The sequence below is a fragment of the Herbaspirillum sp. ST 5-3 genome (assembly GCF_004804275.1).
Classification (GTDB): Bacteria; Pseudomonadota; Gammaproteobacteria; order Burkholderiales; family Burkholderiaceae_D; genus Noviherbaspirillum.
In genome coordinates this window covers 1-12,282 of the sequence record NZ_STGI01000026.1, presented here as the reverse complement: position 1 = coordinate 12,282, position 12,282 = coordinate 1, and the positions used below count along the sequence as shown (strand labels likewise).

The 12,282-nt window shown below is 56.0% G+C and carries 15 protein-coding genes; 10 read left to right on the top strand and 5 right to left on the bottom strand.

Annotated elements, in window-relative coordinates:
* The first annotated feature begins 264 nt into the window (after positions 1–264).
* Complete coding sequence (locus tag E6W33_RS26680) at positions 265–546, top strand: CopK family periplasmic copper-binding protein (RefSeq protein WP_136420418.1); 282 nt, start codon at positions 265–267, stop codon at positions 544–546.
* On the opposite strand, the gene E6W33_RS27220 is transcribed toward E6W33_RS26680, so the two are convergent.
* Complete coding sequence (locus E6W33_RS27220; RefSeq protein ID WP_168798783.1) at positions 543–686, bottom strand: hypothetical protein; 144 nt, start codon at positions 684–686, stop codon at positions 543–545. The two genes, E6W33_RS26680 and E6W33_RS27220, sit on opposite strands and share 4 nt — an antisense overlap.
* Positions 687–1,003: 317 nt before the next feature.
* Between E6W33_RS27220 and copK the strand changes: the two genes are divergently transcribed.
* Complete coding sequence (gene copK, locus E6W33_RS26675; protein WP_136420417.1) at positions 1,004–1,285, top strand: periplasmic Cu(I)/Cu(II)-binding protein CopK; 282 nt, start codon at positions 1,004–1,006, stop codon at positions 1,283–1,285.
* Positions 1,286–1,463: 178 nt separating this feature from the next.
* Here the strand turns inward: copK and E6W33_RS26670 are convergent, their stop codons facing one another.
* Positions 1,464–2,540 carry a porin gene (locus tag E6W33_RS26670; protein ID WP_136420416.1) on the bottom strand — a complete coding sequence of 359 codons (1,077 nt, stop codon included), beginning with the start codon at positions 2,538–2,540 and terminating at the stop codon, positions 1,464–1,466.
* Between the two features lie 127 nt (positions 2,541–2,667).
* Here E6W33_RS26670 and E6W33_RS26665 point away from each other — a divergent pair, with 127 nt between their 5' ends.
* The 5 genes from E6W33_RS26665 (at position 2,668) to E6W33_RS26645 (ending at position 7,087) form a co-directional block, all read left to right on the top strand.
* Positions 2,668–4,500, top strand: a complete 1,833-nt coding sequence (locus E6W33_RS26665) for a hypothetical protein (protein ID WP_247869810.1) — start codon at positions 2,668–2,670, stop codon at positions 4,498–4,500.
* 374 nt (positions 4,501–4,874) lie between these two features.
* Entirely contained in the window at positions 4,875–5,414 is a 540-nt protein-coding gene (locus tag E6W33_RS26660) for a flagellar basal body protein (protein ID WP_247869809.1), read from the top strand.
* 157 nt (positions 5,415–5,571) lie between these two features.
* Entirely contained in the window at positions 5,572–5,802 is a 231-nt protein-coding gene (locus E6W33_RS26655; RefSeq protein WP_136420415.1) for a hypothetical protein, read from the top strand.
* Between the two features lie 95 nt (positions 5,803–5,897).
* Positions 5,898–6,179 (top strand): CopK family periplasmic copper-binding protein, encoded by a 282-nt coding sequence (locus E6W33_RS26650; RefSeq protein WP_136420414.1) that lies wholly within the window; start codon positions 5,898–5,900, stop codon positions 6,177–6,179.
* A 242-nt stretch (positions 6,180–6,421) separates the two neighbouring features.
* Positions 6,422–7,087, top strand: coding sequence for a class I SAM-dependent methyltransferase (locus E6W33_RS26645; RefSeq protein ID WP_136420413.1), 666 nt, complete (start codon positions 6,422–6,424; stop codon positions 7,085–7,087).
* Here E6W33_RS26645 and E6W33_RS26640 read toward each other — a convergent pair.
* Entirely contained in the window at positions 7,060–8,364 is a 1,305-nt protein-coding gene (locus tag E6W33_RS26640; RefSeq protein WP_136420412.1) for a hypothetical protein, read from the bottom strand. The two genes, E6W33_RS26645 and E6W33_RS26640, sit on opposite strands and share 28 nt — an antisense overlap.
* 342 nt (positions 8,365–8,706) lie before the next feature.
* Here E6W33_RS26640 and E6W33_RS26635 point away from each other — a divergent pair, with 342 nt between their 5' ends.
* Together E6W33_RS26635 and E6W33_RS26630 are read left to right on the top strand one after the other, a co-directional pair.
* Entirely contained in the window at positions 8,707–8,883 is a 177-nt protein-coding gene (locus E6W33_RS26635; RefSeq protein ID WP_247869808.1) for a heavy-metal-associated domain-containing protein, read from the top strand.
* Between the two features lie 208 nt (positions 8,884–9,091).
* Positions 9,092–9,745 (top strand): DUF6629 family protein, encoded by a 654-nt coding sequence (locus tag E6W33_RS26630; RefSeq protein ID WP_136420411.1) that lies wholly within the window; start codon positions 9,092–9,094, stop codon positions 9,743–9,745.
* A gap of 107 nt (positions 9,746–9,852) precedes the next feature.
* Here E6W33_RS26630 and E6W33_RS26625 read toward each other — a convergent pair whose 3' ends face one another.
* Positions 9,853–10,314, bottom strand: coding sequence for an RT0821/Lpp0805 family surface protein (locus tag E6W33_RS26625; protein WP_247869807.1), 462 nt, complete (start codon positions 10,312–10,314; stop codon positions 9,853–9,855).
* A gap of 37 nt (positions 10,315–10,351) precedes the next feature.
* Positions 10,352–11,707, bottom strand: coding sequence for a cyclopropane-fatty-acyl-phospholipid synthase family protein (locus E6W33_RS26620; protein ID WP_136420410.1), 1,356 nt, complete (start codon positions 11,705–11,707; stop codon positions 10,352–10,354).
* Between the two features lie 314 nt (positions 11,708–12,021).
* On the opposite strand from E6W33_RS26620, the gene E6W33_RS26615 reads away from it, so the two are divergent.
* Entirely contained in the window at positions 12,022–12,264 is a 243-nt protein-coding gene (locus E6W33_RS26615; RefSeq protein ID WP_136420409.1) for a hypothetical protein, read from the top strand.
* Positions 12,265–12,282 lie beyond the last annotated feature (18 nt).

Below are 12,282 nucleotides of genomic sequence, written 5' to 3'. Positions count from 1 at the left end.
TAAGTTCGCAATCTCTATTCTGTTTGGATCATGCGGTTTTTACTTGGCAAACGGCGGCGTCCATGTAAGGCTCTTAGCCGATATGCTCAGCTACGCGGCTTGAATGGATATACTCGAGCTGAGCGGTGCTCTACAGCTGCTCATCGCTCGGCTTCCAAGCGGCCCTCCAGGATTACGCAATTGCAATCTTCCCGTCATGCTTCTGACAGCGGTGTTCTCATATCATGACCCTGCAGTTTGTGAAAGTCACACAGGAGAATGATCATGTTGAAGAAAATTGCCGTCGCTATCGCAGGTGGCGTAGTTGCCGTGTCCGCTTTTGCCTGGGACGACGGTGGTATCGAGAAATCGATCGAGCTTAAAGACGGTTCCACGGTTCACGTCTTCAAGGACGGGAAAATGGGGATGGAAAACCCGTATGGTCTTGTCACGAGCATGGATGAAGGGCAGACCATGGTGACGAAGGACGGACAGACGATCGTCATGAAAGGCAATGAAACGGCGCGGCTCAATATCGTGCTGTACCGTCAGTATCGCGGGAGCTAAACGGTCTTCCACACAGCATTGATCGATGAAGACGACGGATGCGTGTACACGATGCGCGCTTCGTTGAACAATTGGGGCGTGCCGCGGCATGCCCCCAATTTTTCGTCGAATGACGAATTGCTGTTGAAATTGTTCTGCATCAGGCGCCTTCTGGTGGCGCAAGTATCACGCGGGCAGCCTTCCAATCGGATGATCGAGGCCGACCGAAATGACATTCTGGCGCTATCGAAAATGCAGGTGGATTGCTCCGATGCGGCAGCGTTAATCCAACTGACGCATTGTCTGTCTCTTTGACGGAGCGGCGATGCATGCCGGTTGTCGGGCCGAAGCCACATACTGCACGGCGGTCAACCAGCCCTCCAGGATTACGCAATTGCAATCTTCCCGTCATGCTTCAGACAGCGGTGTTTTCATATCATGACCCTGCAGTTTGTGAAACTCACACAGGAGAATGATCATGTTGAAGAAAATTGCTGTCGTTATTGCAGGTGGCGTTGTTGCCGTGTCGGCTTTTGCCTGGGACGACGGTGGTATCGAGAAATCGATCGAGCTTAAAGACGGTTCCACGGTTCACGTCTTCAAGGACGGGAAAATGGGGATGGAGAACCGGTACGGTTATGTCACGAGCATGGATGATGGCCACGTCATGGAAGCCAAGGATGGGCAGAAGATCGCGATGAAGGGTAATGAAACTGCGCGCCTCGATGCGGTGTTATACCGGCAGTATCGCGGACAGTAACAGAACGCTTGATCGATTTTGACGAATCAGAATCGCGATATGCGTGCACCGTAATGCGCGTATGTAGATAGATCGGGCGCCTCACGAGGCGTCCGATCTATCTTTTTGTCGAGACAGGCGAATGACAGGGTGTGCCAGTTAGAAAACTGCCACAGGCGCAGCCGTCGTCAGATTGCGCTTAGAAGGTGTGATTCATCCCCATGGAAATCCCGGTCTGACTTAACAGGCCGTTAGCAGCGCCGGCCGGGATACCAATTGGGCTGGCGGTGTATTGGTTGCTGAATGCACTGGTAAATTTGGCCCTGTCGACTTCAAGATAGAGGTCCGTGCGCTTGGAGAGTGCGTACGAGCCGGCAACGATGAACAAGTCTCGCTTGCCGTCCACGCCGGCCGTGGTGGTGTTCTTGGTGCGGTAGAAGCCGCCGGTCAGTTTCAGTGCCGGCGTGAAGTTATAGCTTCCCCCCAGCCAGAGATTCCTGATCTTTGCCTTGGCCGATCCAACATCTTGTTGTTCATCGATATACCCGAGCGCGACGCGATAAGGGCCGGTTGCGTAAGCTCCGCCGATCAGCCACTGGTCATTATTCTCGTAGGTTGCACCGACCAATGGCTTTCTTCGCGTGAACGCGCCGCCGACCGCAATGCCGCCGCTTTCATAATGCAAGCCGGCGGCTTGCGAAGAGCCATTGCCGACGCTTCCGGGATTCTCGCCGAGTGCATATTCGACGCGCGCAGTCAAAGGCCCGAAATTTTTGATGTACTGGATATCGTTGTTGAATCGCCCGCCTGATGCAGGATCGGCCGAGGCGGCAAACGCGAGCGGTACGATAGTCGGAAACTTGTACAGAAACGGATCGTAACTGCCCAGCTGCTTGAGTGCGATGCTGTACTGGCGACCGAGGTCGAGTTCGCCCAATGATCCCGTCAGTCCGACAAATGCCTGCCGGCTGAACAGGGTGGGGGTGGCGCCGGTAAAGGCACCCCTACCCAGGATGAAGCCGGACTCCAGCACGAAGTGTGCATTCATGCCGCCACCCAAGTCTTCGACTCCCTTGAAGCCGAGACGATTGGAGTTCGAAATGCCGGACGAGATGATCCCGTTGGACATGCCAAGCACGCTGTCTCCGGTAGCGTTGGCATTGGTGAGATGGCGAATGCCGCCATCCAGCGAACCGTAGACGGTGACGCTGGATTGTGCTTGTGCTGCACCAGCGAGCACGCCGAGTACGGTTAATGCGAGGAGCGATTTTTTCATTTATTCACCTCAAAGAAAGCGTTATTCAAAGTCCGCTTGTACGGACGGTTTGAAGGTAAGTGCTTTCTTTTTACTTATGGTCATTTCAGTTCTCCACGGAAAAATAGTGTGGACGAGTTGGAGCGGGATGAAAAAAGCGTTGCATGTTGGCAACGATATGGACTGGGTTGTAATTTCGCTGAAGGGAGCTCTGCCGGAAACCTTACATAGAGAGAACAAAACTGTAATCATGGCGTCACGCCGCTGTCATTTGCGACTACCTACACTCGATATGCGCCTGATCTGGGTTGCGAATCGAATTAACAAAATGCGCCATGCATCATTCGGCGAGATTTTCATGGGTGTTGAACAGATGGCTAGTCGCGCAGACATTTCCTTGCTTCGATCCGCCAGAGCCGGTCAAGTAGACGCGCAGGTTGCGCTTGGAAGACGGTATTTGGCAGGTGGTGCCGGACTGCCGCAAAGTGTCGAAACCGGCTTGTACTGGTTGTCGCGTGCGGCGCGCCAAGGCGCGGCACAAGCATGGATTCTGATCGGCACGCATGTCCCGTTTGATGTAGCACTGCGTGCGTCAGAGCGGACCGAGTTGTATGCGTGGTATGAACGAGCATTCGACGACGGCCTGGTTCAGGCGGGCCTGGCGCTGGCCAAACTCGTGTTTGTGGTTGATGGCGGGCTCCACGAAGCACCGCTGCGACGCAAGGCGTGGCAAGCTCTGGAAAGGGCAGCCGAAGCAGATATCGCGGAAGCGCAGTGGCTCTTGGTACAGCTGATCGAGAAGAAAGCAGCAGCTGCCAGCACTGGTTGCGCAGCGAATCGCAACGATCGTGAGCCCCATTCGTGGAAACAGCAGTGCCTTCAATGGGCCCGTCGTGCGGCAAACAACGGTATAGTGCCGGCGCAGCGCTGGCTCGCCGATTATGCGTGGGAAGTGGCGGATGACACGGAGTTCCTGCATTGGGCATTGCCGATAGCGCAAGCGCTTGCCGGGGATTTGGCATGCTCGTCAACCACCGGATATCGTCTGGATGATGCGGACAGGCGCTTGCTTTCGCAGTGTGCGCAAGCGCTCTTTCGCAATGGCGAATGCGGCGGAAACACTATTGAAAGGCTGGCGGAGCCGGCAGCGGGCGCTGGCGACAAGCACGCACAGCTCTGTCTCGGCTTATGGTTTTCCAAGATGGATAAACTGGGCAAGCGCGTCAGCCGAATTTCACGGCAGGTCAACTATCGGATGGCCATCAAGTGGCTCATGATGGCCGGACAGCAAGGCTTAGCCGACGCATGGTACGTCATATCGCGGATTTATCTGAAGGCGGAGTTTGCACAGCGCAGCATCGCGGAAGCGGAGCGGTTCCTGAAGTACGCTGCACAGGCCGGGCATTGCGGCGCCCAATTGGAATTGGGGAAACGGCTCTGGCGAAAACGACGCATCGACGCATCAAATGACGTTGATGCCGCATATTGGCTGCATCGGGCAAGTGCACAGGGATGCGACGAAGCGAATCAACTTCTGCGGAAAATCGCATCGCCTGCAGTTCCTGCTGTGTGGGCGCAGGCGATACTTAATGAACATCGAGACCTGGATGATCCTCTTCTGGCAGCTCGCATCAAACTGGCGGCCCGTTTCGGATTGTCGAAGCACGAAGCCTTGTTGCTGAACCTGGACGATGCCGACTGCGGACACTGCATGCTGGTCGATATACGGGACTATGACATCCGTGCCAGGCGGCGGTTGATCATCATTCAGACGAGCGACGAGCGACGTGAGCTCGATGGTATCAAGCGAGTTTTTGAGCGAGCGACGATCGGGAAAATCGAACACGAAGGCAGCTATCGCCAACGCTTGTATCGCCTCGATGCCCTAATGATAAGGCGACCATTGAACGCTTTTCAGCACACTTCAGACGATGCTGCTACAGGTGGCTGGCGAGGCGAGAGCGTGGCGCATCGCGCCTGAATCCGTTCTCGGCCTTGCTATTCCGATGTAATGTTCTACGTGCGATATCGGGCAAGCGATTCACCGAAGACACCGGCTACGCATGCGAAAGGCAGATATGGTGCCCCCGTTGCCGCAACTTCAGGAGAAATGGAATGGACGCCTCCCCCGCAAGGGCAACGATGAAACCGGTCGGAGGTAGATAGGGAAGAAGGGGTTCGGGCATCCCGACTCTTGCGGGTGGCAATTCCGTCGATCCCCGCAGTCGGGCAGAGCTTGGGAAATTCCCGAATACGTACGCAGCAGAGATGGCCAACACAATCAACCTGGAATATGCGACAGGCTGATTCGGTGCGTTGGCGTTGCCGGTCACCGTCCAAGGTAAGGAGCAAGGCATGGAAAACATGGCGAATGGCATTGCAGCATCCTCTGCTCCGCGCGTGGATAGCCCGCAAGGCGTTCATTCACCGACACAAATTAGTTCGTCCGGGTCGGAACCTTTTTCGGTCGCGATGCAATCCGCACTGTCCCGACGCGCCGTCACCGCCCCTTTGACTTCACCCAAGCACATACCGATTGCAGGGCAACATGCCAAAATGGATGGCCACGGTTTTCATGAACGGGCGCTCAACGTGCAGGCATACCGGCTTCAAGTCATCGCCTCGAACATCGCAAATGCCGATACGCCCGGCTATAAGGCAATCGACATCGACTACCGCGAGGCACTACTCCAGGGTAAGGGTGAACCGGCGGCCTCGCCCATTCCCCTGAAATACCACCAACCCGCGCAAGGCAGCGTCGACGGCAATACGGTAGACCTGGATGCGGAGCGCGCGAAATTCACCGAGAGCATAATCAGGTACCAATTTAGCCTCGACCGGGTAAGCGGCCACTACAAGATGATGTCGGAATTGTTCAGCAGCCTGAAGGGCTGAGCAACACCAGCGCCAGTTTTATTATCGACCGCTTATATTGGTCGGTCTGCGAACAAGCAGAATTTCACGAAATCGCGCTCACTCCTGCACGACGCAAGATGGATTGGGCAATCAAGGATCGAACCGGCGGCGCTCTGGATGGCGGTGCGCGGCAAACATGACGACGATGACTGAGGCGACGATTACCCAGTCTATGGCTGCCGCACAGAGCGCGATGGCGGCGCTCGGCATCGATCTAAGCGTCATGCCGATGATGGACGTTCTTCACTTCGGCAATGACGCCATAACCCTGCCCATGCAGGCCAACATGACGGCTACGCACGCGAAAGGCAGATATGGTAATCCCCCGCTGCCGCAACTTTGTCTTGCCGTGAAATCCTGGTCGTGAAGCTTACGCAATTGCAATCTTCCCGTCATGCTTCTGACGGCGGTGTTTTCATATCATGACCCTGCAGTTTGTGAAACTCACACAGGAGAATGATCATGTTGAAGAAAATTGCTGTCGTTATTGCAGGTGGCGTTGTTGCCGTGTCGGCTTTTGCCTGGGACGACGGTGGCATCGAGAAATCGATCGAGCTTAAAGACGGTTCCACGGTTCACGTCTTCAAGGACGGGAAAATGGGGATGGAAAACCCGTATGGTCTTGTTACGAGCATGGATGAAGGGCATACCATGGTGACGAAGGACGGAAAGACGATTGTCATGAAAGGCAATGAAACGGCGCGGCTCTCTCTCGCGCTGCGTCCCGAATATCGAGGCGGGTAGTAAGTCGCCGCGCGCGCTGGCTGGTCGACGCGATCATTTTCGATTGAGTCAATACGCTGGCGCGTGCGCACCGTATGAAAACGCCGGTTCGACGCGGTATAGTATCTGCCATGCTTCGAACCGCTGAGCCTCCTGTCTTTTGTCGAGCCAGGAGGCGTTCGTTCATTGGTAGCATTGACCTTTGCCCTGGCAGGTGTGACAGCTCATCCGTTAAATTTTTCCGATGATCATTGGGAGCGTACATGTCCGATCGTTCCGATTCCCGCTACGTGGCTGCCCTGCGATTCCGGTGGCTTACTCCGGCCTATGATGTGGTGGTGGGGGCGACTACGCGCGAGCGGACGTTTAAGCACGCGCTGATCGATCAGGCTGAACTGAGGCCGGGGCAGCGGGTTCTCGATTTAGCATGCGGAACCGGAACCCTGGCATTATGGATCAAGCAACGCCATCCAAACGTGAGCGTGACCGGATTGGATGGAGATCCGCAAATATTGGAGATTGCCGCGCGTAAGGCGAGACGGCAGGGCGTTTCAATCCGTCTTGACCAAGGATTCTCCTTCGATATGCCATATGCCGACGCGTCATTCGACTGTGCTTTTTCCAGTCTGTTCTTTCATCATCTATCGTGGCACGACAAGTTGCGCTCCGCCGACGAGCTCTATCGCGTATTGCGGGGCGGCGGCGAATTGCATGTCGCGGATTGGGGACGACCTTCTGGAAGAATAATGCGCACGGCATTTTTCGCGATCCAATTGCTGGATGGTTTTCGGAATACACAGGACAATGTCGAAGGAAAGCTGGTCGACGTGTTCAGGCACGCTGGATTTTCCGATGTGGCGCAGCGCAGGACGTTTTCGACCGTCTTCGGTACCATAGCGCTTTACCGGGCGGTCAAGCCGTCCAGATGAACGGCGCGCGCGATCTTTTTCAGGATGCTTACATCGTCGCCCAGCGTGCACAGGGCATCGCAATGTTGTCGGAGCATGTCGAACGGGATGTACGCCAGCGGGAAGTCCGCTGCGCCATCGCGGAAAGCGGGTCTGCTCATTTGGGCCATGACCTCGGCTTCGCGCTTGTCGGGCGCCACCAGGAAGAAGTGGCATCCCTGATCCGGCAGCGAGCGGGCAAGGTCTTTCATGCGCAACATGCCGGAATAGATCGACGTGCTTTTTTCGATTTCGAATGCCCCAACGATCCTTGATGAATCCGCGCTCAGCCATAACACATCGATTAGGCTAATGGTGTCCATCACTTCAGCCGGAGCGCCGATATCGGGCAAGCGGGATGTGGTCAGCAAGGAAAACGATTCGCCATGACACGAGCGATGACGGTCATTGCGTGCCACAAAGACCTGGTAATTCAGGGCGCGCCCGATCCGGATCAGCATGTGCTGTACCTGGGTGTGTTCCGATTCCTCGCGCTGCTCGTCAACGACCTGCTGATGACGCTTCTGCGCGAGCTTTTCCGCCTTCTGCTGCAGGTCTTTGAGTGCGTCGTCCGCATTGCCGGCGATGACCGGGCGGCCGCTGCCTAGTTCGAACAGCAGTCCTGCGAATGCACCCAGGTCCTTGGAGAGCAGGTCGCGGTGTTCGGCGTTGACTTGCACGATGGTTTCGCGCATCGCCAAGTAGCTCTGCCAGGAACCCAGCTTTTGCTTGCTACCGAACAGAGCGTTAAATCCGTTGACGATGGCGGTATTGAATGGCGGGATGAGCGTCGGATGAAGAAAGTAGATGATGCTGGCGACGGCCGGACCCAGACCCTTGATATTGGCAGCCGCCAGGCGGCTGATTTCGTCGAGGATCTGGTCTTCCCGCGTCGCGTTCAGGCAGGCCTGCAGAAATGCGCCGAACTTGCGCTTGTTCGCTTCGTCCTCGTAAATGTCAGGAATGCGCAGTTTCGGTTTCCAGTAAAACGGATGGGCGGCGCCTTCGAACACCTGCTTTTGTTCGGTGATGGCCATGAGCACCGGCTCCAGCGGGGATCCGCGAAAATCGGCGCCGAAATCTCCCCGTGCAATCGCGTCCACGGTGTCCTTGACGCCGCGGCGAATGGAGCGGAATGCCTTCATTCGCGCCTCGCCACCGATAAACCAGGTGTTGTACACGGACTCGCTGTCAGCCTTGTAACGCTCGATCAGGCTCGCAGTGATGGAGGGCGGCGATAATAGACGGTCATTGGGCATCGGTTGTACTCATGGATTCGAAGCGTGATGGCGAGTCTATAGCGGCGGGCTGCTGATGGCAATCTGAAGGCAAATGCAAGTACATCGTCACGTCCCCTGCCTGGCGACGAGGTGGTTACTTTGAGAGCCAGAGCTCGCCTTCAGTATTCCGTCCCTTCACAATGCCATTTTTCGATAATTTTGACTCAGGTCAATGGCTACGGAACATGGCGCTTGTTACTGTTGGATCGGTGCGACTCGGATGATCAACTGGCGTTGCAGCGGACCCGACCTGCCGAGGACTGTATCGCATTGGGGCAGTGTTATTGGTCGCAGGATTCAATCGGATAAAAAGGACGTGCCATGCAAACGGAAACCTTGAAAGTAACGGGAATGACGTGCGGCGGCTGCGCCAGCAAAGTGACAAATGCGCTCAAGTCGGTGACCGGCGTATCGGATGTGGACTTGTCGCTGAGCGAAGGCTTGGCCCGCGTGCAGTTCAATGAACACCAGACCAGCCCAGCTGCAGGCCGCTGTTGAACAGGCGGGATATGGTGCGAAACCGGCACAAGGTTGTCACGGGCAGAGCGGCAAGGGGTGCTGCTGCGGCTAAATCGGCGTCGTAGCTGGCTGTTCTTTCGGCTTTCTCGGCGTTTCAATCCCTTCACTCCCGGCTTGGACCGAGTCGGAGAAGTCTCTGTATTATTCAGCGCGAGCATTGCCTATTCTGCGGAAGGAGCTTCGGCGAATGTGTTTTTCTGCTACCGCAAGTTTTGTTGCTGGCGTATCGCTCTCTGCCATCGGGGGCGCGACCTTGAAACGTGCGCGCCGGCGCACCGAGATTCCGTTTGCGCTGATCCCGCTCCTGTTCGGGATTCAACAGATCATCGAAGGATTGCTGTGGCTTTCATTTCGGTATCACGCCCCCGTCCTCAATGCGACGACAACCTACGCGTTTTCGGTGTTCTCGCATACATTGTGGCCGATTTTCGTGCCATTTTCTGTCGGATTGCTGGAGCCCGTCACCTGGCGAAAGAACATCATCTCCGCATTTCAGATTCTCGGACTGGGGATCGGTCTCTATCTGTTGTACTTCATCGTTAAATATCCGGTCACGGCAGTGGCTGAGGAACACATCGTCTACGTGTCGCCGCACTTTTACCAGATACCGGCGATGCTGCTGTACCTGGCGGCGACCTGCGTCGTATCGTTCTTTTCCAGCCACCGCCTGGTCAAGGTATTCGGTGCGCTCGCGCTGGTGCTCTTCTTTGTTGCCTACTGGTTTTACACGGCTGCGCTGTTTTCCGTATGGTGTTTCTTCTCGGCGGTGTTAAGCGCCATTATTTATTTGTATTTCAGGGCCAACGCCATCAGGCGAGCGCAGGTGGCGGGGCACCGATAGCGCTGCGCTCTTCTCTCTGAGAACGGGACGTATGAACGTGCCGTTGATATGCATCGATGCCCCGCGTAAACACTGCTTCCGCGCGGAGGATATGTGCAGGCTATGGGTTAGCGCGCCATCCGCCAACTACCGTCCTGTTGGCGGCAAGCCGTCCCATAGACTTGCTCCCGCTTCCCGCCGACGTTTCCATTGACTGTGAATTCGCGGCAGGGCATGCCCGAGGATTCATAGGTACGTGTCGGAACGACGGCGTATTCGTTGCCGGTGTCCGGATTGCGCCACTGGGATGACACGCCGGTGCGCACGGTTTCCAGGCTGTGCGCCACCTTCAGACGGTCCTGTTCGTCCATCGAACGGCCGACCGCGCCGCCGACCGAGGCGCCCAGAAGTGTGCCGACAATCGTTGCCACGGTCCGGCCTTGTCCGCCGCCTACCTGCGAGCCAAGCGCTCCCCCGAGCGCGCCGCCGATGATCATTCCTGATTGCTCCTGAGTCGGCGGCGCTGCGCATCCGCCAAGGACAACGCTGCAAGCAACCGTTATTGCCGCTATCGCTTTCGTGTTCATCATAACTCCTCCTGTCGTGCGCATCGTTCTTTTGTCCAGACTAACGGACAATGTCTTCTCTTGCTGTCCCATGAGGTGGCAGGTAGAGATCACTCCGGGTCAGCGGTACATCGATTGGGCCTCCATGTCGTTTTGCCGCCAGTATTTGGTAAATGCCGGTTCCTCCCTCCTCGAACTGCAGCGCGCACGCCGTCATGTATAGTCGCCATACGCGGAAGGTCGACTCGGCGACATGGTTGAGCGCTTCCTGACGTCGCGCATCAAGGCGCGCGACCCAGTGTCGCAGCGTCAGTGCATAGTGCAGACGCATTCCTTCGACATCGATGATTTCGAAGGACGCGTGCTCCATGACGCGCTGAATATTGCTGACAGTATCAAGCTCTCCATCGGGGAAGACGTAGCGTTGTATGAACTCGGTGCCGACCGTCTTGCGCCAGCCTTCCCGGTCGTTGGTGATGCCGTGATTGAGAAACAGTCCACCTGGTTTCAACACCCGGTGGACGACCCGAAAATAGGTGGGAAGGTTGCGAAGGCCAACATGCTCGAACATGCCCACGCTGGAAACCTTGTCATAGAGCGGCTCGCTCGGCAGATCCCGGTAGTCGCGCATCTCAACCGAGACACGATCTTCCAGGCCCAGCGCTCGAATTTTTTGTTGCGCATACTCGTATTGTTGTCGACTTAAGGTGATGCCATGGGCGCTTACGCCATAATGCTTCGCTGCCCAGCAGATCAGCGCGCCCCAGCCGCAACCGACATCGAGCAGCCGTTCTCCGGGCTTGAGTCGGAGCTTGCGGAAAATATGATGAAGTTTGTCGGCTTGCGCCTGTTCCAGCGTATTGCTGTCGGCCTCGAAATAGGCGCATGAATAGACCATTTCCTGGTCCAGCCAGAGGCGATAAAAGTCGTTGGACACGTCGTAGTGGAATGCGATGGCATCTCGATTGAACGCGCGCGAGGACTTGCGCTTTAGATGCGATGACAGCTTCCGATGCCAACGTACCTGCCTGCCGCCATCAATGTATGTGCCGCACGTGTCTTTGATAGCTAACGCTGCCGCCAGGATAGAAAGACGCTCCTTCAGGGAAATTTTAAATGACGAGAGATGCTCCTTTTGTGAAAAGAGCGCAAAGAGATCGCCGTCAACATCCACCATCCCGGAAAAGTAGGCCTCGGCCAGTGTAAGCGGATCGCGGTGCAGTATCAGCTCGCGGAATATATCGGCGCTGCGGAAGATGATGGTGGCGACCGCCTGGCCGGTTCCGATCGTGAGTATGTCGCCGTTCCATAGTTGCACACGCAATCCGCCTGTGTAGTTGCGAAAAACATGTTGCAGGACATGTTGAGTACGCCGAGCGGGCGACAGATCAGGAAATCTTGCCGTTTTCATATCCATGAGGTCTCTTTCCGTTGTCTGTGAAGAAACGTGGCACTACGCGGCTGTCATGCGACTTTGAATTCAATATGTTGATGCTGAATGGACGTGATCTTTATTTCTACTATTTCATGGCGGCCGGGGACGCGGGAATGAGCTGAATCAAAATCTTCAGCGTTTTTGCGGGACGATATCTGAGCGGAGCGTGAATCTGCGCCACGGAGTAACAACATCTGGCAGGAGCATCCGGGCGATCGTCACTTTTTTCATGATTCTCGAGGATTGACAAGACCGTATTTGTTTCTGGCAAATGCGCCTAAACATGGATTATGGCAATGTTCCCGGTAGTCGAAATGTTTTATCCTCGAAAAATGAAACGTCTGCTACGCCTTTTTCCGGCAGTTCATGCCTTGATCGCCATTCTGTTGGTGTGTGCAGCCCTCCTTCTTGTTGCCATCGCTGCCCGCGTCGTTATTGCGTCACTCGTCAATGCCTTGAACACCGGCGTCGGCGCGGCTCTAGCCCGGATATTTCATCAACCATATGAACCGGCCGCGCCACGCCTGTGCACGGCGTGATGCTGCGGCAAGAAACGG

Bases quoted from the DNA above. Each gene is read 5' to 3' on its own strand.
- E6W33_RS26680 (WP_136420418.1), top strand. From the start codon at position 265: ATGTTGAAGAAAATTGCCGTCGCTATCGCAGGTGGCGTAGTTGCCGTG.
- E6W33_RS27220 (WP_168798783.1), bottom strand. From the start codon at position 686: ATGCAGAACAATTTCAACAGCAATTCGTCATTCGACGAAAAATTGGGG.
- copK (WP_136420417.1), top strand. From the start codon at position 1,004: ATGTTGAAGAAAATTGCTGTCGTTATTGCAGGTGGCGTTGTTGCCGTG.
- E6W33_RS26670 (WP_136420416.1), bottom strand. From the start codon at position 2,540: ATGAAAAAATCGCTCCTCGCATTAACCGTACTCGGCGTGCTCGCTGGT.
- E6W33_RS26665 (WP_247869810.1), top strand. From the start codon at position 2,668: ATGAAAAAAGCGTTGCATGTTGGCAACGATATGGACTGGGTTGTAATT.
- E6W33_RS26660 (WP_247869809.1), top strand. From the start codon at position 4,875: ATGGAAAACATGGCGAATGGCATTGCAGCATCCTCTGCTCCGCGCGTG.
- E6W33_RS26655 (WP_136420415.1), top strand. From the start codon at position 5,572: ATGACGACGATGACTGAGGCGACGATTACCCAGTCTATGGCTGCCGCA.
- E6W33_RS26650 (WP_136420414.1), top strand. From the start codon at position 5,898: ATGTTGAAGAAAATTGCTGTCGTTATTGCAGGTGGCGTTGTTGCCGTG.
- E6W33_RS26645 (WP_136420413.1), top strand. From the start codon at position 6,422: ATGTCCGATCGTTCCGATTCCCGCTACGTGGCTGCCCTGCGATTCCGG.
- E6W33_RS26640 (WP_136420412.1), bottom strand. From the start codon at position 8,364: ATGCCCAATGACCGTCTATTATCGCCGCCCTCCATCACTGCGAGCCTG.
- E6W33_RS26635 (WP_247869808.1), top strand. From the start codon at position 8,707: ATGCAAACGGAAACCTTGAAAGTAACGGGAATGACGTGCGGCGGCTGC.
- E6W33_RS26630 (WP_136420411.1), top strand. From the start codon at position 9,092: ATGTGTTTTTCTGCTACCGCAAGTTTTGTTGCTGGCGTATCGCTCTCT.
- E6W33_RS26625 (WP_247869807.1), bottom strand. From the start codon at position 10,314: ATGATGAACACGAAAGCGATAGCGGCAATAACGGTTGCTTGCAGCGTT.
- E6W33_RS26620 (WP_136420410.1), bottom strand. From the start codon at position 11,707: ATGGATATGAAAACGGCAAGATTTCCTGATCTGTCGCCCGCTCGGCGT.
- E6W33_RS26615 (WP_136420409.1), top strand. From the start codon at position 12,022: ATGTTCCCGGTAGTCGAAATGTTTTATCCTCGAAAAATGAAACGTCTG.